Genomic DNA, 20,224 nt, shown 5'->3' on the forward strand with positions numbered 1-20,224 from the left:
GGCGCCTGCCCCCTGGGCGCTCGATCTTCTGGTCTCGATTGCGGGCCGGTTTGGCCGTCCTCCGGTCCGGCCGGATCGCTCACACTAGCCCCCCACTTCAGTGTCCAGTCACGTGCGTGACAAATTCCACTCCCCTACAACTGGACAAACCATCCAATCCAACCGGCCTGTTGGCCATACCTTTTATTGCGCTTTACCACAGATGTCTTGGTCAGCGGTCGTGCCCGGAAACGTCGGTTCACCCCCCGGCGGCAGCGGAGTCCCCGCCACGCGCCTCGACTTGCCGTCCTCCTCGGCCCCGCCCGCGTCCGCGGGTTCGACATTCACAGGTTCGGTCGCGGGTGCGACGGCCGCAGGCGACGTCGCCGGTGCCGTCGGCGCGGCCGTCCCCGCAGTCCCCGCCGCCGTCGCCTTCGCGACGGGCCTCGGCGTCTCGTCGACCTTCCCCGAGACGCCGACCGGCTTGTCGGCGCGGAGCGCGGCGAAGAGCTGGTCGGCCTCCGGCTGGACGAGCTCGTCCCGGTCGGTGTTGTTCAGGTACGGCCGGCGCGGCGCGGTCAGGAAGCGCACCGCGCTGGTCGGGGTGTTCTCCAGGCCGCGCACGAGCTCGTACAGCTCGGCCAGCGAGTCCAGCCCCGGGTCCGCCGTCAGCGACGACGTCGCCGCCGAGAGCAGCGGGTAGAGCTTGGTCGGGTTGAGCAGCACGCCGTCGCTGCGGATCTTGTTCACCAGCGAGGCCATGAAGTCCTGCTGGCGGTTCATCCGCTGGGTGTCGCTGCCGTCGCCGATGCTGTACCTGGCCCGCACGTAGCCCAGGGCCCGCTCGCCGAGCAGCGTCTGCTTCCCGGCCGGGAGGTTCAGGTGCGCTTCCGGGTCGTTGATCGCCTTGGGCACGCACACCTCCACTCCGTCCACCGCGTCGACCATCTTCTTGAAACCGCTGAAGTCCACGATCAGGTGGTGGTCGACGCGGATGCCGGTCATCCGCTCGACGGTCCTGATCGTGCAGGCCGCCCCACCGGACTCGAAGGCCCAGTTGAACTGGACGTACTTCTCCTGGGTCATGGTTCCGTTCGGCTGCGTGCAACTGGGCACATGGGCCATCAGGTCCCGCGGGATGCTGACGGCGGTGGCGCTGCTGCGGTCGCCGGACAGGTGGAGCAGGATCGTGGTGTCCGAGCGCTGGGTGCCGTTGTCCTTGCCGTACTCGCTGTTGCCGCTGCCACCGCGGGTGTCGGAGCCGATGAGCAGGATGTTCTCGGTGGAGGTCGGACCCGGCTCGGGCCGCTCCGCCTGGATGCGCTCCAGCTCGTTGGCGGTCGCGAAGTCGGTCCTGATGTTCCCGTCGAGCTGCTTGTACAGGAACCAGGCGGTACCGGCGCCGACGACCAGCACCACGGCGGTGCCGCCGCAGACCAGGCGCAGCCAGCGACGCCCCTTGCGCGCCGCGAGTGCGGCGGGCGGGGTGTCAGCGCCCTCGGCGCCTTTCCCGGCAGGGGACACACCCTGCGGTTCCGGCGGCGGGGCGGGCGTGCCTCCTTGCGTGGCCACGTCTGCGCCCATCCCTCGGTGAGTCACTCGGTGCCGGACTCCCCGGGCTGGAAAGCCCGACCGGCACCCGTTCAGACAGCCGATTCCCGTACAAGGTTGCGTGACATCGTTCGTCCACTTGTTCAGTGATCAACCCAGCATCCCCCAGGGAGGCACGAAGGGCCCGGGGGAGAGGCCCACTACTGGGCCGTACGGGTGACGCGCTCGCTCTCCTCGCGCTTCGCCAGCTGGTCGGCGGGAAGCCGGTCGAGGTGCCGGCACAGGACGACCGAGCCGTCCGCGGCCAGCGGTGCCAGCAGCCCGGCGGCCAGCCCGTCCCAGTCGTCGAAGGAGCGCCCGGAGAGCAGCCGGGAGCCACGGGCCAGGCCCAGCTCGGCCGCGCTCGCCAGGGACCGCTCGACGACCTCGGCGGCCGTGAGCACCGAGCCGTCCGGGAGCTGGAGCGCCGGTGCGTCCGGGCCGACGGGGGCGTAGGGCACGAAGCGGTCGCCCTGGCTGGGCACCTCGACCGCGTAGTCGGCGAAGCCGGCCGGCGGCTGCGGGAAGCGGCCGCCGAGCGGGCGCAGCGCGAGCGCGACCCGCTCGCCGTCGCAGGCGAGAGCGGCGTCGAGCGTCTCCGGGCCGCTGACCACGAGGTCGGCCGCGGCCGGATCGCCGCCGGGGACGACGACCACCCCGGTGGAGAAGCAGGCGAGCACCCAGACCGCCGTCTGCCAGTGCGCGGGCAGCAGCAGCGCGAGCCGGTCGCCCGGCTGCGCGCCGAGGTCGTCCTGGATCAGGTTGGCGGTCTTCGCCACCCAATTGCCGAACGTGGCCACGGAGAGTTCGACGCGTTCGCCGGTGGCGTCGTCGTAGAACGTCACCAGGGGACGGGCCGGCTCCGTGCGGAGGGCGTAATCCAGCAGGCCGGCGGGGGTGTTGGCGGTAGCGGTCACCCGGCTCAGGCTACCCGTCGCCGGGTTGGCGGGCCTCGCCCGTACGGGCGAGGGGGAGGGGTCGTTCCTGCGGACTGCCCGTCAGATGTCGACTGGACATATATGGGGCTTATGTAACGATCTGTCCTATGCGTGCATTCCTAGCCACCACCATCGGCGTCGCGTGCACGGCCGCGCTGGCGCTTCCGTTCGCCGTACCCACGGGCGCCGCCGCACACAGCGGCCGTTCCGCGCGGCCGGCCCACCCGACGACCTCCCAGCAACCGGGCAGCACCCGCAGTCTTCCCCTGGTGTCGCTCGTCGCCCCCACCGCGGCCCACGGCACCGACCGTGCGCCCGGCACCCCCTCCGAGCAGGGCCTGTCCGCCCGCCAGGTCGCACCGTTCTCGCTGCTCGGCGTCACCTGGAACGACCCGGCGGCGGACCTCGACGCCACCGTCCAGGTCCGCACCCGCGACTCCGGCACCGGCACCTGGTCGGGCTGGCAGGACGTCCAGGCGCACTCCGACGACGCGCCCGACCCGGGCGCCCGGACCGGGCGCGGCGCCACCGCGCCGCTGTGGGTCGGGGCCGCGGACGGCGTCCAGGTCCGCGTCCGGCCGGGTGCGTCCGACGCGTCCCGCGCCGGCTCCAAGCCGGGCTCCAAGCCCGGTTCCGGTACCAAGGCGGCGCCGCTGCCCGCCGGGCTGCGCCTGGAGATGGTCGACCCGGGTGAGGACGGCCCGGCGAACCCGACTGCACCGGCCGCGCCCGCCGCTCCGCCCGCCACCCCGAGCGACCCGGTCGCCGCACCGGCCGCCCCGGCGGCCCCCGCCGCGCCGCCGAGCATCCTGCCCGCCCCGCTCACGCCGGGCGCGCCGGCCGCCGTTCCCACCACTGCGACCACCCCGGCCGACACGGCACCCGGCATCACCCCGGCGACCGAGCCCGACACGGCGCCCGGCACCGAGCCCGGCACCGAGCCCGGCACCCCGATCCTGGACGGCGGCGAAGTGGAGACGGGCAGCGTCCCGGACGCCCAGCCGGTCCTGGAGCTTCCCGAGCTGAGCCAGGCGGAGACCGCCGCCCAGGCGGGCGGCGCGACCCACGTCGGCGCGCGTCCGCGCATCGTCACCCGGGCCGGCTGGGGCGCCGACGAGAAGCTGCGCGAGGCGGGCTTCGGCTACACCAAGGCGGTGAAGGTGCTCTTCGTCCACCACACCGCGACCGGGAACAACTACACCTGCGCGGGCGCGCCCGCCGTCATCCGCAGCATCTACCGCTACCACGTGGAGAGCAGCGGCTGGCGCGACATCGGCTACAACTTCCTGATCGACAAGTGCGGCAACATCTACGAGGGCCGCGCGGGCGGCGTCGCCAAGGCGGTCTTCGGCGCCCACACCCTCGGCTTCAACACCGACAGCGCGGGCGTCGCGGTGATCGGCACCTTCACCTCGGCCTCGGCCCCGGCCGCGGCCGTGAAGGCGGTGGCGCAGCTCGCCGCCTGGAAGCTCGGTCTGTACGGAGGCAACCCGACCGGCACCACCCACCTGGTGTCGGGGGGCGGAAACCGCTACAAGAAGGGCTCCAGCGTGAAGCTCAACACGGTCTCCGGGCACCGTGACGGCTTCGCCACCGAGTGCCCCGGCGAGAAGCTCTACGCGCAGTTGGGCGGCGCCCGCCGGACGGCCGCCGCTCTGCAGGGCCGCTGACCGGCCGCCCACCCCACCCGCTCCGCGGCCCCGGCGACCACCACGTCCCGGGGCCGCGGAACGCGTGCGCGCCGCGGGCGGGAGCGGACGCGTGACGCGGCGACCGGCGGTGCGATTGGTCAGCTCATCCCTTTATCTGCCTAAGATTGCCGCCCACCGGCCCGCCCACCAGGAAGCAGAGACGAACCCAGGTGACTGAAGCGATCCTCTTGGTCGGCGGCAAGGGCACGAGACTGCGCCCGCTGACGGTGCACACGCCCAAGCCCATGGTCCCGGCGGCCGGTGTGCCGTTCCTGACCCACCAGCTCGCCCGCGCCCGCGCGGCCGGCGTGGAGCACATCGTGCTCGCCACGTCGTACCTCGCGGAGGTCTTCGAGCCGCACTTCGGCGACGGCTCCGCGCTCGGCCTGCACCTGGAGTACGTCACCGAGGACGAGCCGCTCGGCACGGGCGGCGCCATCCGCAACGTCGCCTCCCGGCTCACGTCGGCACCCGGCGAGCCCGTCCTCATCTTCAACGGGGACATCCTGACCGGCCTCGACATCCGCGCCCTCGTCGACAACCACCGCACCACCGGCGCCGATGTCTCGCTGCACCTCACCAGAGTCGCCGACCCGCGCGCCTTCGGCCTCGTCCCCACCGACCCCTCCGGGCGCGTCACGGCCTTCCTCGAGAAGCCGCAGACCCCGGAGGAGATCGTCACCGACCAGATCAACGCGGGCGCGTACGTGTTCAACCGCTCGGTGATCGACGGCATCCCGGCCGGCCGGCCGGTCTCGGTCGAGCGGGAGACGTTCCCCGGCCTGCTGGCCGCGGGCGCGCACCTGCAGGGCATGGTCGACTCCACGTACTGGCTCGACCTCGGCACCCCGCAGGCGTTCGTCCGCGGCTCCGCCGACCTCGTCCTCGGCCGCGCGCCCTCGCCGGCCGTCCCGGGGCGCCGCGGCGAGCGGCTCGTCCTGGAGGGCGCGGTCGTCGGCGACGGCACCAAGCTCACCGGCGGCACCTGTATCGGCGCCGGGGCCCGGATCGGTGCCGACGCCACGATCGACGGCAGCCTCGTGCTGGACGGCGCGGTCGTCGAGGACGGCGCGGTCGTCCGCGACTCCCTCGTGGGCACCGGCGCCACGATCGGCGCGCGCACCGTGCTGGACGGCGCGGTCATCGGGGACGGCGCCACCGTCGGCGCGGACAACGAGCTGCTGCACGGCGCCCGCGTCTGGTGCTCCGCCCGCATCCCGGCGGCCTCGCTCCGCTTCTCCTCCGACCAGTAGCGGCGGGTCCGAGCGGTAGCGGCGGGTCCGCCCGGTTACGGCGGGCTCCCCGCCGACCAGGAGCGGAGGGCTTCCCGGCGGCCGGCAGCGGCGGGCGGGGGACTGTCCGAGGGGCCGGTTACGCTCGGACGCGTGCGCACGAGTATCCGCAGCTGGACCCCCGAGGACCGGCCCGACCTCCGCCGGACGCTGGGCCCGCTGGGCCGCGGCCCGGGGGATCCGTCGTACCGGGTGACGCCCGACGGGGCGGTCTGGCGGGCGGCCCGCACCCCGCAGGGCCCCGGCACCCTGCGGATCTCCGCGGTCGACGGCGTCGTCCGCGGCGAGGCCTGGGGCGAGGGCGCGCAGTGGCTGCTGGAGGCGCTTCCCGGCCTGCTCGGCGCCGACGACGATCCGACGCCGTTCGTCCCGCGCCACCGCGTCGTGCACGAGGCCCACCGGCGCAACCCCGGCCTGCGGCTGACCAGGACCGGCCTCGTCCTCGAATCGCTGATCCCCGCGATCCTGGAGCAGAAGGTCACCTCCGACGAGGCGTACCGCGCCTGGCGGCTGCTCCTGCGGCGGCACGGCGAGCCGGCCCCGGGCCCGGCCACCGGCGGCCCGGCCGGCGGGATGTGCGTCATGCCCACCCCGCGCCAGTGGTCCCTGATCCCGTCCTGGGAGTGGCACAGCGCCGGGGTCGACAACAAGCGGTCGTCGACGATCCTGCGCGCGGTGCGGGTCGCCGCGCGGATGGAGGAGGCCGCCGCGATGGACCTGGCGGCGGCGACCGCCCGGCTGACGGTGATCCCGGGCATCGGCCCCTGGACGGCCGCCGAGACGCTGCAGCGCAGCAACGGGGCGCCGGACGCGCTGACCGTCGGCGACCTGCACCTGCCGAACATCATCGGCTTCGCCCTCACCGGAGCGCACCGCACCGACGACGCCACGATGTGCGAGCTGCTGGCCCCCTACGAGGGCCAGCGCCACCGGGCGGCCCGGCTGATCCTGCTGAGCGGCAGGGTGCCGCCGAGGCGCGCCCCGCGCTTCTCCCCGCGGAACTTCAGCGCGATCTGAGCGGCCCGCGCGGGCCGCTCAGCCGCTACGCCACCGCTACAGCACGGTGAGGAACTCCTCCGCCGTCCGCTGCGGCCTGGCCTTCGGCGGAGCCGCGGCGTGGCCGACCGCGACCGCGCCCATCGGGTCCCACCCGTCCGGCAGCCCCAGGACGTCCCGCACGACATCGCGGCAGAACATCGTCGAGGAGACCCACGCCGAGCCGAGCTGCTCGCCCGCCAGCGCGACCAGCAGGTTCTGCACGGCGGCGCCGACGGCGACGACGAACATCTCGCGCTCCGCGGCGGCCCGCCGCGCGTCCGGGTAGGCGTGCGCGCCGTCGGCGACCAGGCACGGAACGATCAGATAGGGCGCGCGCCGCAGCACGTCACCGCGGCGCAGCCGGCGGGTGATGTTCTCCTCGGGGAAGCCGTCGGTCCGCAGGTCGGCCTCCCAGGCGTCGCGCATGGCGTCGAGCAGCCGCGTCCTGGACTCCTCGGACTCCAGCAGGACGAACCGCCAGGGCGTCGTGTGGTGCGGGGCGGGCGCGGTGACGGCCAGCGCCACGGCGCGGCGGACCGCGGCCCCGTCCACCGGCTCGGGGGTGAACTCCCGGACCGTGCGGCGGGCGGCGACGGCCTCGCGGACCGCCTCCGACGTGCCGAGCCGGAACATGTCCGCGCCCGCGTCCCGCACGAGGGCGCGCGCGCCGGGGCCGTCGTCCGCCGTCACCAGGTGGCCGAGGCCGCGGACGACGGCGACCGGGAGTCCGGCCGCCTTGCCCTTGACGAGGTCGCCGGCCGCGGCGAGTTCGTCCGCCGTGGCCGTGACCGTCATGCTCAGGGCGTTGCCGTGCGAGTCGGTGCCCCCGCGCAGGTCCTCCAGGACCCGCAGGCCGGCGGCGCCGATGGCGACGTCGGTGAGCCCCTCGCGCCACGGCCGTCCGAAGGTGTCCGTGACGACGACCGCGACGTCGAGGCCGAGCGCCGCGCGCAGCCCGGCGCGGATCGCGCGGGCGGACGCGTCGGGGTCCTCGGGGAGCAGCAGCACGGTTCCGGGCGCGGTGTTGGACGCGTCGACGCCGGCCGCGGCCATCACGAAGCCGTGCCGGGTCTCGACGATCCGGGTGGGGCCGCGCCGCGCGACCAGCCGCACCATCTCGGCGTCGATCGCGGCCTCGCGGTCGTCCGCCCGGATGATCCGGCCCTCGGCCTTGCTCACGATCTTCGACGTCACCAGCAGCACGTCGCCGTCCGCGAGCGCGGGGTCGGCGGCGGCGATGAGCTTGGCGAGGTCGTCGCCGGGCCGCACCTCGGGGATCCCGGAGACGGCCAGCACCTGGAAGGACGGGGCGGGCACGTCCGCCGGGAGGGACGGAGCCGTCACGCGCGGACCTCCTCCGCGAGCGCCAGCGCCTCGCGCGCCATGGCGGTGGTGGCCTCCAGGTCGGTCATCATCAGCGGCACCGCCCGGCAGCGGATGCCCGCCGACTCGATGCCCTCGACCGCGGCGGCGTCGACCGTGTCGACGAGCCAGCCGTCGAGCAGCCCGGAGCCGTAGTGGGCGGCGACGGCGGCGGCGGTCGTCTCGACCCCGACGGCCTGCAGCACCTTGTCCGCCATGCCGCGCACCGGCGCGTCACCGACGATGGGCGACAGCCCGACGACCGGGACGCCCGCCTCGGCGATGGCCTCGCGGATGCCGGGCACGGCCAGGATGGTGCCGACGCTGACGACGGGGTTGGACGGCGGGAACACGATGACGTCCGCCTCGGCGATGGCCTCCAGCACGCCGGGGGCCGGCTTCGCCTGGTCCGCGCCGACCGGCACCACGGCGTGCGCCTCGACGGAGGCGTGCAGCCGCACCCAGTACTCCTGGAAGTGCACGGCCTTGCGCTCGCCGTCGACGTCGACGAGGACGTGCGTCTCGACGCGGTCGTCCGACATGGGGATGAGCCGGACGCCCGGCTGCCAGCGCTCGCACAGCGCCTCGGTGACCGCGCTGAGCGGATAGCCCGCGCCGATCATCTGGGTCCGCACGATGTGGGTCGCGAAGTCGCGGTCGCCGAGCCCGAACCACTCGGGGCCCACGCCGTACGCGGCGAGTTCGGCCTTGACGGCGAAGGTCTCGTCGGCGCGGCCCCAGCCCTGCTCCTCGTGGATGCCGCCGCCGAGGGTGTACATGACGGTGTCGAGGTCGGGACAGACCTTCAACCCGAACAGGTGGATGTCGTCACCGGTGTTGCCGATGACGGTGATCTCCGCATCCGGTGCCGCTGCTTTGAGGCCGCGCAGGAAACGGGCCCCCCCGATGCCTCCGGCCAATACCACGATTCGCATGGGGACAGTCTGTCAGCCCGGTCCGTCAGCCCGGCACGGACTCCTGTGCCGGCTCCTGCGCGGAGGGCGCGGTGCACGCGGGGTACGGGGTCATCGCGGTGAGGCCGGGGAAGTAGACGTGCAGGCTCACGGCCGGCTCCAGCGAGTCGTTGACGACCTCGTGCAGGTAGCCGGGCGCGAAGGCGCGCTGGCCGCCCGGCACCAGGGAGCGCCGCACCTCGCCCGCGCCGGAGGACAGCGCGCGCTCGGTCAGTTCGCCCTGCAGGACGGTGAGCACGCCGGAGGAGGGGCCGTGGTCGTGCAGCCCGCTGCCCTGCCCGGGGACCCAGCTGAGCAGCCACACCTCGTAGCCGGGGCCGGTCTGCAGCCGGGCGTACCAGCGCGTGGTGGCGTCGTACCGGACCAGCGGCTCCCACCGGTCGCGGTCGGCCGCGATGGTACGGGCCAGACCGGCGAACTCGGCGACGGTGCTGGGGTGCTGGGGCACCGGCGGGAGCAGGTGCGGGAGGGCGAGCGGGTCGCCGGCGATCGAGACATCGCTGTACATGTGCGGAGGTTCCTTGCCGGAAGCTGCGGAGGGCGGCGGACGCGGTACCGAGCGGGAGCGGAGACGTGCTCGGCGGTCCGGGAGTCAGGACTCAGCGGCAACAACAGGAACGACGACAGCGGACCGGCACAGCGCGGTGGGACTCGCGACGGCGAGTCCGAACGGGCGCATGGGTCACTGCTGGCATGGGTATAGAAGACCGGGCCCTTGGGCCGCTTGTCAACCTCTTGTCCGTTATGTCGGGAATCTTTCACCAAAAGCGGTTGTTCGAGGTGGTGAAAGGTTTGTGCGGAGAGATGTGCGGATAGGTGGCGCAGCAACCGCACATGGGAGCGTCGTTCTTTCGGGCGCCGTCGCGACCCCGTGGCCGGACTGTGATCCACAACGCTTCGCCCCGCGGGGCGGAACGCGGCCGGGCGCTGGGGCGTCTGACGAGTTGTGGGCAGTGGATCACGGTGGATCAGCTGGAGCGGGGTTGACAGATGCTGGCGTTTGGGATGATTTCCACACTTTCTGCCAATCCTTGGTTCAGCGGAGTGAATAACGGACCCAATAGCAGATCTCGGCTTGACTGGCCCGTATCGGCACACTTGTAATTTCACTCGTGTCGTTCTGCCGCTACCGGTAACGGCAACATCACGGGGAAGCAAAGACAGACGAGGGGCGCGCATGACCGAGCAGTTCCAGCTTCTGCTGGCCGAGGAGGCTGACGAGGAACTCGGGTGGCAGGAGCGCGCGCTCTGTGCGCAGACCGATCCCGAATCGTTCTTCCCCGAAAAGGGCGGATCCACCCGCGAGGCGAAAAAGGTCTGCCTCGCCTGTGAAGTCCGTTCCGACTGCCTCGACTACGCACTCGCCAACGACGAACGCTTCGGAATCTGGGGCGGACTGTCCGAACGCGAACGGCGGCGTCTCAAAAAGGGCGTTGTCTAGGGCGTCGCTTCGAGCGTCGTACAGGACCGGGCACCGTCCCCGTCCGCTCCACAGGGTTCGCACGGCCCGCCTCCCGGCACCGACCGCCGGGAGGCGGGCCGTTGTCGTGCCCGGCACCCCCGGTGCCGCAGCGCCCGGTTATCCACAGGCTTCGGGAGGGGCCGCGCGTGTAAGCCGTTAGTGTGGGGGCCCGTCCGAGGCGCGCCGTCGACCCCACGGGTCACAGCGTCCACCGCAGTCCAGCGAACCGGGGCCCGAACCGGATGTCCGTGAACAGCCAAGCGTCGGCCTTTTTCCCGGCCGCCCCAGAGTTGCCGCGCCATGTCGTCACCGCCGTGCTCGTCGCGCACGACGGCGCCCGGTGGCTGCCCAACGCGCTCTCGGGCCTCCTCGCCCAGGACCGACCGGTCCAGGACGTGATCGCCGCCGACACCGGCAGCGCCGACGACTCCGCCCAGATCCTCGCCGGATCCATCGGCGCCCAGCGGGTGCTCCACCTCGCCCGCCGCACCAGCTTCGGCGCGGCCGTGGACGAGGCGGCCCGCGCCGCCGGCCGGCTCACCGCCGAGCAACTGCCGTACCTGCGGCGTGCCAGCGGATGGGACCCGGTCAGCCGCAGCTGGAACGATGACGCGTACGACGAGCCCGACCACCCGCACGGCGAGCCCGTCGAGTGGCTCTGGCTGCTGCACGACGACTGCGAGCCGGAGCCCGGCGCCCTGGCCGCGCTGCTCCGTACCGCCGACTCCTCGCCGTCCGCCGCGGTCATCGGCCCCAAGCTGCTCAGCTGGTACGACGCCCGGCAGCTGCTGGAGGTCGGTGTCAGCGTCGCCCGCAGCGGCCGCCGCTGGACCGGTCTCGAACGCCGCGAGCAGGACCAGGGGCAGCACGACCAGATCCGTCAGGTCCTGTCCGTGTCCAGCGCCGGCATGCTGGTCCGCCGGGACGTGTGGGACGAGCTGGGCGGCTTCGACCGCCATGTGCCGCTCATGCGCGACGACGTCGACTTCTGCTGGCGCGCCCAGGCCGCCGGCCACACGGTCCTGGTCGCCCCGGACGCCGTGATGCGGCACGCCGAGGCCGCCTCCCGCGAACGCCGCCCGGTGGACTGCGCCGGCCGCTCCGCCGTCAACCCGCACCGGGTCGACAAGGCCGGCGCCGTCTTCACGCTGCTGGCCAACACCCGCGGCCCGCTGCTGCCGTACGTGATGCTGCGGATCGTCCTCGGCACCCTGCTGCGCACCCTCGCCTACCTCGTCGGCAAGGTACCGGTGCAGGCCGTCGACGAGATCGTCGGGCTGCTGCGGGTGCTGCTGCGCCCCGGCCGGGTGCTCGGCGCGCGCCGCCGCCGCGGCCAGGGCGCCGTCCCGGCGTCCGAACTGCGACCGCTCTTCCCGCCGCCCGGCGCTACCGTGCGGGCCACCGTCGACCAGGTCGTCAGCAACTTCTCCGGCCGCTCCGAGGCAGCCGCCGCGGCCGCCGGCCGCCATGGCGGCGGCATCGAGTCCGGCCCCGGCGACGAGGACGGCGACTACATCGAGGTCGAGCAGTTCGCCCGGCTCAAGCGCATCGCCCGCAAACCGGGCCCGGTGCTCTTCGCCGTGCTGCTGCTCGTCTCCCTCGCCGCCTGCCGCGGGCTGCTCGGCGGCGGCTCGCTGCTCGGCGGCGCGCTGCTGCCCGCCGCCCCCGGCGCCTCCGACCTGTGGGCCTCGTACAGCGGCGCCTGGCACGCCCTGGGCACCGGCGGCACCCAGCCCGCCCCGCCCTACCTCGCGGTCCTGGCGCTCTTCTCGAGCGTCCTGTTCGGCAGCACCGGGCTCACCCTGACGGTGCTGCTGGTCGCCTCCGTCCCGCTGGCCGGCGTCACCGCCTACTTCGCGTCCCGGCCGCTGGTCGAGTCCCGCCTGCTGCGCGCCTGGGCCAGCGTCGCCTACGCGTTCCTGCCCGCCGCCACCGGAGCGCTGGCCGGCGGCCGCCTCGGTACCGCGGTCCTCGCCATCCTGCTGCCGCTCATGGCCCGCGCCGCGATCTCCACCGCGGGACTGCAGCTGACCGACGGCGCCGTCGACCGCGGCGCGCGGCCCAGCTGGCGCGCCACGTGGGCGCTCGCGCTGATGCTGACGTTCACGACGGCGTTCACCCCGCTGGTCTGGCCGATCGCCCTGGTGCTGTGCGCGGGCGTGCTCGCGCTGCGGCTGGTCCGCGGCCAGCAGCGGCTGCTCGTCCCGCACCTGCTGCGCTCCGCGGCGCTGATCGTCACCCCGATGGTGCTCCTCGCGCCCTGGTCGCTCTCCCTGCTCACGCATCCCAGCAGGTTCCTGCACGAGGCGGGCCTGCCCTACGGCACCCGGGCCGCCTCGGCCGTCGACCTGCTGATGATCAGCCCCGGCGGGCCGAACGGCTCGGGCGGACTGCTGCTCGTCGGCCTCGTGCTGGCCGCGCTCGCCGCCCTGATGCGCTCCGAACGCCGGCTCGCGGTCCTCACCGCGTGGGCCGTCGCGCTGATCGGACTGCTCTTCGCCATCGTGGAGAACGGTGACGCGTGGGCCGGTCCGGCCACCCTCGTCTACGGCCTCGCGCTGCTGTCCGCCGCCGCGATCGGCGCCGAGGGCGCCAAGGACCGCATCGCCGCCATGGGCTTCGGTTGGCGGCAGCCCGTCGCCGCGCTGATCGCCCTGGCCGCCGCGGCGGCCCCGCTGCTGGCCGCCTTCACGTGGGTCCAGGACGGCGCCAACGGACCGCTCAAGCGGGCTGACGCGGTACAGGTCCCCGCGTTCGTCGCGGAGGAGAGCAGCAGCACCGACCAGGCCCGCACCCTGGTCCTCGACGGCGAGCCGGCAGGCGTCGCGTACGTCCTGGTCCGCGGCGCCGGCGCCCGGCTGGGCGACGCGGAACTCGCCGCCGAGGCGGGCCGCGACAGCCGTCTGGACGACACGGTCGCCAACCTGGTGGCGGGCTCCGGCGCCGACCAGGCGGCCCGCCTGTCCGGCTACGCCGTCCGCTACGTCCTCGTGCAGCCCGGCGCCCCGCGCGAGATGGGCCGGGTGCTCGACAGCACCCCGGGCCTGACCCGCGTCAGCCAGGCCGACGGCAGCGCCCTGTGGCGCGTCGACGCGGCCGTCTCCCGGATCGCCATCGTCAGCAAGGACGCGGCCCCGGTGCCCGTCCCCGCCTGGCGGGTCGAGGCGCACGCCAAGATCCCGGCGGGCGGCGCCGGAAGGGTCCTGCGCCTCGCCGACGCGGCCTCCGCCGGCTGGCACGCGACGCTCGACGGCCGCGCGCTGAAGGCCACCAAGGTCGACGAGTGGGCGCAGGGCTTCGAACTGCCCGCCGACGGCGGCCGGCTCGACGTCACCTACGAGGACCCGGTCACCCACACCGGCTGGCTGCTGGCGCAGGCCTTCCTGCTGCTCGTCGTGGTGGTCCTGGCCCTGCCGGGGCGTCGCCGCCAGGTCGACGACGACCTGCCGGAGCCCGAAGCGGTCGCCGCCGACATGTCCGCCTCCGGGATCCCGGCGCAGGCGTCCGGCGAGGGCCGCCGCGCCCGCCGCCTCCAGGCCGCGGCGGACGCCGAGGCCGACGCCGCGGACGCCGACGACGACGCGGGCGATCCGGACGGGGAGGAACCGGCCGAGTCCCCGGCCGCCGCCATCCCGGACCAGTACGACCCGTACGCGGCCGAACCGGCCGACCCGGGCGCTGACCCGTACGCCGCCATCCCGCAGCAGGAGCCGTACGGCCAGCAGTGGGACGGCTACCAGTACGCCGCCCCCGCCGACCCCGGCGGCTACGGCCAGCAGCAGAACGCCGGCTACGACCAGCAGAACAGCGGCTACGACCCGAACCAGAACACCGGCTACGACCCGCAGCACCACCAGGGCGGGTACGACCAGAACAACGGCGGCTACGCCGACCCGTACACCTACGGCGGCCGGCCGCAGCCGGCCTACGACCCGTACCGCCAGGATGAGGACGGCAACGGGTACTACCCCGAAGGCGACCAGCACCGCGACGGGGGCGACCGCCGGCCCTGAGCACCGCGACCCGGCGGACCGCGGAAACGTCCGCCGGGTCCTCCCACATCAGGCACGTACGCACGTCACGCCGGCCGTGACCAGGCCGACCGGCCGGCCCCGGGCAACACCGCGAGGTGAAAGTCAGTGAACCGCAGCATCATCTCCCTGGCGGGAGCGACCGCAGCACTCGCCGCCCTCACCGGCGCGGCCGTGCTCACCGGAGCCGGCGACCCGGCCGCCGCGCCCGTCGTCTCCGCGGCGCGGCAGCCCGTGCAGCGGTCGGCGCTCGTCTGCCCGGCGCCGTCCGCCTCCGAGCTGGCGTCCACCACATACACCTCGTTCACCCCCAAGGGCGCCCAGGCCGCCAAGCAGGGCACCGCCCAGCTGCTGCCGGCCACCGGGGCCGCCGGAGCCAAGGCGAAGCCGCTCGCGCCGCTCACGGAGCCGGGAGCGCCGGTCACCGCCAAGGTCGACAAGGCCGACGGCCCGGCGCTCATCGGCTCCGCCGACGGCGCCCTGGCGCCCGGCTGGGGCGTCCAGCAGACGACCGTGGTCAGCGCCGGCCCCGGCCGCGGCGTGCTCGGCACGTCCTGCGTCGCCCCCGACAGCGAGTTCTGGTTCCCGGCCGCGAGCACCGCCGCCGACCGCCAGGACTTCCTGCACCTGGTGAACCCCGACGACATGGACGCCGTCGTCGACGTCGAACTGTTCGGCAAGGACGGCGCGCTGAAACCCACGACCAGCGACGGCCTCACCGTCCCCTCGCAGGGCAGCGCGTCGATCCTGCTCTCCACCCTCGTCACGGACAAGGCCCCGGACCTGACCGTGCACGTCACGGTCCGCAGCGGGCGGGTCGGCGCGGCCGTCCAGGCCACGGACGCCAAGGCCGGCGCGGACTGGCTGCCCGCCGCCGCGGACCCGGCCGCCGGGCTGGTCTTCCCCGGCATCCCCGCGGACGCGACCTCCGTGCAGCTCGTCGTGTTCGCCCCCGGCCAGGAGGACGCCGACCTGTCGGTGCGGCTCGCCTCGCCGACCGGCTCCATCACCCCGGCCGGCCACGAGACGCTGCACGTCAAGAGCAGCATGACGGCCACCATCGACCTCGGGGACGTCACCAAGGGCGAGGCCGGCTCCCTCGTGCTGGCCGCGAGCGGGGCGCACACCGCCGTCCCGGTCGTCGGCGCCCTGCGGATCACCCGGGGCACCGGCGCCAAGCAGGAGCTCGCCTTCCTGCCCGCCACCCCGAGGATCGACGCCCGGGCCACGGCCGCCGACAACCGGCTGAAGGCGTCGACGCTGTCCCTGGTCGCACCGGTCAAGGAGGCGGTCGTGAAGGTCACCACCTCGGCGGCCACCGACGGCGGAGCGCCGGTCAGCAAGAACATCACCGTGAAGGCCGGCACCACCGTGGCGCTCGAACCGCCCGCGCCCTCGTCGGGCAAGGGCGCCTTCGCCGTGACCGTCGAGCCGGTCTCCGGCGGCCCGGTCTACGCCTCGCGCATGCTGTCGCTGCCGCTGAACGGCATCCCGATGTTCACCGTCCAGCCGATGCCGGACGACCGGGGCACGGTGGTGGTCCCCAAGACCAGGCCGGACCTGACGATCCTCGACCACTGACGACCGACGACTGCTGACGGCGCCGCCCCAGGACCGACGGCCGGGGGCGGGCCCGGCTCCGTGCCGCCCGCCCCTTCCGTCCGCCCCTGGCTACTCCTGGCCGTACTTGGGGTCGACGTTCTCCGGGGAGAGCCCCAGCAGCTCGGCCACCTGCTCGACGACGACCTCGTGCACGAGCATCGCCCGCTCGTCATGGCTCTTGGCCCGGATCTCCACCGGGCGGCGGTAGACCACGATGCGGCTGGGCGCGTCCTTGCGGGCGCTGATCAGCCGGCCGAGCGGCACACTGCCGTCGTCGGAGTCGTCCGCCGCCGCCGGTTTGCCCGCGTCGGAGACGAGCGGCACCTCCTGCACGGCGAACTCGACGTCGGCCAGTTGCGGCCAGCGCCTCTCCAGCCGGTCGGCGGCGTCCCGTACGAGATCGTCGAAGGCGTCCGCGCGGGTGAGCGCGAGCGGCACCTGCGGGGGCGCGATGGGTCCGCGCATCCCGCGGCCATGGCGGTCGCGACGACGCGGACGAGGGTCTGAAGAGGGAGGTACGGGGCTGTCCATCGCCTTTGAGCCTAGTCCTCCCGGGGCCCCGGTACACCGCGGACGACGGGTGGCGCGCCCTGTCGAGCGGGCGCCGAGCCGGCGGCGAGGGGGAGTCGAGCCGGGCCGGGCGCCGACCCGGCTGCGGTGGTGTCCCGGTCGGCCCGGGGGCGTGATCGCCGCCCGCGCACCACCCCTTCGGTGGCTCCCCGCAGGTCAGCCCGTGATCGCGGTTTCCCGGCGTTCCCGGCGAACCGGGACGACACGACAGGGTGAGGTCAGGGAGAGTCGTCGCGGCCCGCTCAAGAGTGCGGTAGCGTCCAACGTCGTGAGCCCTGTACGTCGCTGTTCGCGGACCGCTTGCGGCCGACCCGCCGTCGCGACGCTGACGTACGTCTACGCGGACTCGACCGCCGTACTCGGCCCGCTCGCGACCTACGCCGAGCCGCACTGCTACGACCTCTGCCACGAGCACTCCGAGCGCCTCACCGCCCCGCGCGGCTGGGAAGTCGTTCGGCTCGCCGTGGACAGCGGCCCCGTCCTCCCCAGCGGCGACGACCTCGAAGCGCTCGCCAACGCGGTGCGCGAGGCGGCCCGGCCGCCGGAGCGCCCCGCGAACGTCTCCCGCGGCCGGGAAGTGGACCCGATAGAGGTCGCCCGCCGGGGCCACCTGAGGGTGCTGCGCTCGCCCGAGCCCTGAGCCGGCCGATCACCCCGCCGGGGTAGGTTGAGCGGGAGTTTTCCGCGCGCCGCCGTCCGGCGCTGTCCAACAGGGGTGTGCTGTGTCCGACTTGTCGCAGATCGTCAAGGCCTACGACATTCGCGGCGTGGTCCCCGACCAGTGGGACGAGTCGGTCGCCGAACTCTTCGGCGCCGCGTTCGTCACCGTCACCAAGGCCGACGCGATCGTCGTCGGCCACGACATGCGCCCCTCCTCGCCGGGACTGTCCCGCGCCTTCGCGCGCGGCGCGGCCGCCCTCGGCGCCTCCGTCACCGAGATCGGCCTGTGCTCGACGGACGAGCTGTACTTCGCCAGCGGGCAACTGGACCTGCCCGGCGCGATGTTCACCGCCAGCCACAACCCCGCGCAGTACAACGGCATCAAGATGTGCCACAAGGGCGCGGCCCCCGTGGGCCAGGACACCGGCCTGGCCGACATCCGCGCGCTGGCCGAGCGGTGGACCGCGCAGGGCGCTCCGGAGCCCGCTGCCACCGCCGGCACGATCACCCAGCGGGACGTGCTGGCCGACTACGCCGGCTACCTGCGGGGCCTGGTCGGCCTCGGCGGCATCCGCCGGCTGAAGGTCGTGGTGGACGCGGGCAACGGGATGGGCGGCCACACCGTCCCGACTGTCTTCGCGGGGCTGCCGCTGGAACTGGTGCCGCTCTACTTCGAGCTGGACGGCACCTTCCCCAACCACGAGGCGAACCCGCTCGACCCGAAGAACCTGGTCGACCTCCAGGCGAAGGTCCTGGAGACCGGCGCCGACCTGGGCCTGGCCTTCGACGGCGACGCCGACCGCTGCTTCGCGGTCGACGAGCGCGGCGAGCCGGTGTCGCCGTCGGCGATCACCGCCCTGGTCGCCGCGCGGGAGCTGGCCAAGCACCCGGGCGGCACGATCATCCACAACCTGATCACGTCCTGGTCCGTGCCCGAGGTCGTCGCGGAGCACGGCGGGAAGACGGTGCGCACCCGCGTCGGCCACTCCTTCATCAAGCAGGAGATGGCCCGCACCGGCGCGATCTTCGGCGGCGAGCACTCCGCCCACTACTACTTCCGCGAGTTCTGGAACGCCGACACGGGCATGCTCGCCGCCCTGCACGTGCTGGCCGCGCTCGGCGCGCAGGACGGCACCCTGTCCGAGCTGGTCGCCGAGTACGACCGCTACCCCTCCTCCGGCGAGATCAACAGCACCGTCGCCGACCAGGCGGGCCGGGTGGCCGCGATCCGCGCGGCGTACGCGAGCCGGCCGGGCGTCGAGCTGGACGAGCTGGACGGCCTCACGGTCACCACGGCCGACTGGTGGTTCAACGTCCGCGCCTCCAACACCGAGCCGCTGCTGCGGCTGAACGTGGAGGCCCGCGACGCGGCCACCGTCGACCGCGTCCGCGACGAGGCCCTCGCCGTCATCCGGGCCTGACGCGGCCCGACCCCGGCGATAGGCTGATCACGCGGTGCCCCGCCGCCGCGAGGCGGCGGCCGAAGCGGCCGAACGGGCCGCACCGCGCGCAGCACCCGGCCGCACCGACCGGCGAGAACCACCGGACCGGGAACACCGGCCAGAACCACCCCGCCCGAACGCACTGCCCGAACCTCACCGTCCGAAGGACTCACCCCATGTCGCTCGTCGAAGCCAGCCTCCTGGAGATCCTCGCCTGCCCGGCGTGCCACGCCCCGCTCCGTGAGGACACCGAAGCGAACGAACTCGTGTGCACCTCGGACAGCTGCGGCCTCGCCTACCCGGTACGTGACGACATCCCCGTCCTGCTCATCGACGAGGCCCGCCGCCCCTCCTGACCGGCCGGCACGGCCTGACCGGGCCCCCGGGACGGGGACCCGTGACCTCCCGGGCAGGACGTGCCCGGGGTGACGGACCAGGACCCGGAGGTCCCGATGCTCGACGAGTCGCTGCTTGACGACCCCGACGCCCTCGCCCGCGCCGACACCCGCGGGCTGCTGCTCGGCGCAGCGGCCGCGGGCGCCCGCGTGCGGACCGCGGCGCGCCTCACGCAGGAGGCAGGCGTCCAGGACCTGCGCCCCGACGGCCGGCCGCGCACCGTGCTCGTCGCCGGCTCCGGGCCCGAGGCCGCCGCCGTGGCCGACGTGCTCGGTGCGCTCGGGGCGGGCAGCTGCCCCGTCATACCGCTGCGGGCGGCCGGACCGACCCCGTACGAGCCGCACTGGACGCTCCCCGGCTGGACCGGCCCGCTCGACCTGGTGCTGCTCACCACCGCGAGCGGCCGGGAGGCCGGCCTCGTCGGCCTCGTCGAGCAGGCCTACCGGCGCGGCTGCACCGTCGTCGCCGTGGCGCCCGCCAAGTCGCCGCTCGCCGAGGCGCTGGAGCAGGCGCGCGGCCTGACGATCCCGTACGCCGCGCCCGCGTCCCCGCTCCTGGCCGGACCGTCCGGCGCCCCCGCCGAGGACCCCGGCGCACTGTGGGCGCTGCTCACCCCGCTCTTCACGCTCGCCGACCGCATCGGGCTCTTCACCGCCCCGCCGACCGCGGTGCAGGCCGTCGCCGACCGGCTCGACGAGGTCGCCACCCGCTGCGGACCGGCCGTCGCGACGTACAACAACCCCGCCAAGACGCTGGCCACCGAGCTGGCCGACGCCCTGCCGCTGCTGTGGAGCACCGGGCCGACCGCGACCCCGGCCGCCCGCCGCTTCGCGGCCGTCCTCGCCACCAGGACCGGCCGCCCCGCGCTGGCCGGGGAGCTGCCCGAGGCGCTGGCCGCCCACGGCGCCCTGCTCGGCGGCACGCTCTCGCCCGGCACCGACCCCGACGACTTCTTCCGGGACCGCGTCGAGGACCAGCAGGAGCTGCGGCTGCGCGTCGTCCTGCTGCGGGAGGACGCCGGGCACCAGGCAGTGGCGGCCCCCGCCGCCCGCGAACTGGCCTACGCCCACGACACGCCGCTCAGTGAGATCACCCCGGCCGACGGCGGCGTCCTGGAGACCACCGCCGAGCTGCTCGCCCTGACGGACTTCGCCTCGGTCTACCTCACCGTGGCCTCTGCCGAAAGATCATGAAGCC

16 protein-coding genes are annotated in these 20,224 nt (G+C 74.3%); 10 read left to right on the forward strand and 6 right to left on the reverse strand.

What is annotated here, in order from left to right; genetic code table 11:
* Positions 1-183: 183 nt before the first annotated feature.
* Positions 184-1,425, reverse strand: a complete 1,242-nt coding sequence (locus tag ABZ721_RS02155) for an LCP family protein (RefSeq protein WP_358786651.1) — start codon at positions 1,423-1,425, stop codon at positions 184-186.
* A 305-nt stretch (positions 1,426-1,730) separates the two neighbouring features.
* The gene (locus ABZ721_RS02160) at positions 1,731-2,486 is read right to left on the reverse strand and encodes a TIGR03089 family protein (RefSeq protein ID WP_358786603.1); all 756 of its coding nucleotides are present in this window, start codon (positions 2,484-2,486) and stop codon (positions 1,731-1,733) included.
* 128 nt (positions 2,487-2,614) lie between these two features.
* On the opposite strand from ABZ721_RS02160, the gene ABZ721_RS02165 reads away from it, so the two are divergent.
* From ABZ721_RS02165 to ABZ721_RS02175, 3 genes are all read left to right on the forward strand, one after another.
* On the forward strand, positions 2,615-4,177 hold the full coding sequence (locus ABZ721_RS02165; RefSeq protein WP_358786604.1) for a peptidoglycan recognition protein: 1,563 nt from the start codon (positions 2,615-2,617) through the stop codon (positions 4,175-4,177).
* 191 nt (positions 4,178-4,368) lie between these two features.
* The gene (locus tag ABZ721_RS02170) at positions 4,369-5,451 is read left to right on the forward strand and encodes an NDP-sugar synthase (protein ID WP_358786605.1); all 1,083 of its coding nucleotides are present in this window, start codon (positions 4,369-4,371) and stop codon (positions 5,449-5,451) included.
* 132 nt (positions 5,452-5,583) lie between these two features.
* On the forward strand, positions 5,584-6,507 hold the full coding sequence (locus ABZ721_RS02175; RefSeq protein WP_358786606.1) for a DNA-3-methyladenine glycosylase 2 family protein: 924 nt from the start codon (positions 5,584-5,586) through the stop codon (positions 6,505-6,507).
* A gap of 36 nt (positions 6,508-6,543) precedes the next feature.
* On the opposite strand, the gene ABZ721_RS02180 is transcribed toward ABZ721_RS02175, so the two are convergent.
* Genes ABZ721_RS02180 through ABZ721_RS02190 form a run of 3 tightly spaced genes read right to left on the reverse strand, consistent with a single transcriptional unit; the run spans position 6,544 to position 9,372 of the window.
* The gene (locus tag ABZ721_RS02180; RefSeq protein ID WP_358786607.1) at positions 6,544-7,872 is read right to left on the reverse strand and encodes a coenzyme F420-0:L-glutamate ligase; all 1,329 of its coding nucleotides are present in this window, start codon (positions 7,870-7,872) and stop codon (positions 6,544-6,546) included.
* On the reverse strand, positions 7,869-8,825 hold the full coding sequence (gene cofD / locus ABZ721_RS02185) for a 2-phospho-L-lactate transferase (RefSeq protein ID WP_358786608.1): 957 nt from the start codon (positions 8,823-8,825) through the stop codon (positions 7,869-7,871). Before cofD ends, ABZ721_RS02180 begins: the two co-directional genes overlap by 4 nt.
* Positions 8,826-8,850: 25 nt before the next feature.
* Positions 8,851-9,372 (reverse strand): cysteine dioxygenase family protein, encoded by a 522-nt coding sequence (locus ABZ721_RS02190; RefSeq protein WP_358786609.1) that lies wholly within the window; start codon positions 9,370-9,372, stop codon positions 8,851-8,853.
* A gap of 669 nt (positions 9,373-10,041) precedes the next feature.
* Here ABZ721_RS02190 and ABZ721_RS02195 point away from each other — a divergent pair.
* The 3 genes from ABZ721_RS02195 (at position 10,042) to ABZ721_RS02205 (ending at position 15,938) form a co-directional block, all read left to right on the forward strand.
* Positions 10,042-10,305 carry a WhiB family transcriptional regulator gene (locus tag ABZ721_RS02195; protein WP_093737255.1) on the forward strand — a complete coding sequence of 88 codons (264 nt, stop codon included), beginning with the start codon at positions 10,042-10,044 and terminating at the stop codon, positions 10,303-10,305.
* Positions 10,306-10,568: 263 nt separating this feature from the next.
* Positions 10,569-14,339, forward strand: a complete 3,771-nt coding sequence (locus ABZ721_RS02200) for a glycosyltransferase (protein WP_358786610.1) — start codon at positions 10,569-10,571, stop codon at positions 14,337-14,339.
* Positions 14,340-14,465: 126 nt separating this feature from the next.
* Complete coding sequence (locus ABZ721_RS02205) at positions 14,466-15,938, forward strand: DUF5719 family protein (protein ID WP_358786611.1); 1,473 nt, start codon at positions 14,466-14,468, stop codon at positions 15,936-15,938.
* A gap of 90 nt (positions 15,939-16,028) precedes the next feature.
* Here ABZ721_RS02205 and ABZ721_RS02210 read toward each other — a convergent pair whose 3' ends face one another.
* Complete coding sequence (locus tag ABZ721_RS02210) at positions 16,029-16,490, reverse strand: metallopeptidase family protein (RefSeq protein WP_358786612.1); 462 nt, start codon at positions 16,488-16,490, stop codon at positions 16,029-16,031.
* A 205-nt stretch (positions 16,491-16,695) separates the two neighbouring features.
* Between ABZ721_RS02210 and ABZ721_RS02215 the strand changes: the two genes are divergently transcribed.
* The 4 genes from ABZ721_RS02215 (at position 16,696) to ABZ721_RS02230 (ending at position 20,220) form a co-directional block, all read left to right on the forward strand.
* Positions 16,696-17,169, forward strand: a complete 474-nt coding sequence (locus tag ABZ721_RS02215) for a DUF3499 domain-containing protein (RefSeq protein ID WP_358786652.1) — start codon at positions 16,696-16,698, stop codon at positions 17,167-17,169.
* Positions 17,170-17,251: 82 nt separating this feature from the next.
* Positions 17,252-18,610, forward strand: coding sequence for a phosphomannomutase/phosphoglucomutase (locus tag ABZ721_RS02220; RefSeq protein ID WP_358786613.1), 1,359 nt, complete (start codon positions 17,252-17,254; stop codon positions 18,608-18,610).
* Between the two features lie 197 nt (positions 18,611-18,807).
* On the forward strand, positions 18,808-18,987 hold the full coding sequence (locus ABZ721_RS02225) for a Trm112 family protein (protein WP_358786614.1): 180 nt from the start codon (positions 18,808-18,810) through the stop codon (positions 18,985-18,987).
* Positions 18,988-19,083: 96 nt separating this feature from the next.
* Complete coding sequence (locus ABZ721_RS02230) at positions 19,084-20,220, forward strand: SIS domain-containing protein (RefSeq protein WP_358786653.1); 1,137 nt, start codon at positions 19,084-19,086, stop codon at positions 20,218-20,220.
* The last annotated feature ends 4 nt before the right edge of the window (positions 20,221-20,224 follow it).

Source organism: Streptomyces sp. NPDC006733, assembly GCF_040636125.1.
GTDB lineage: Bacteria > Actinomycetota > Actinomycetes > Streptomycetales > Streptomycetaceae > Actinacidiphila.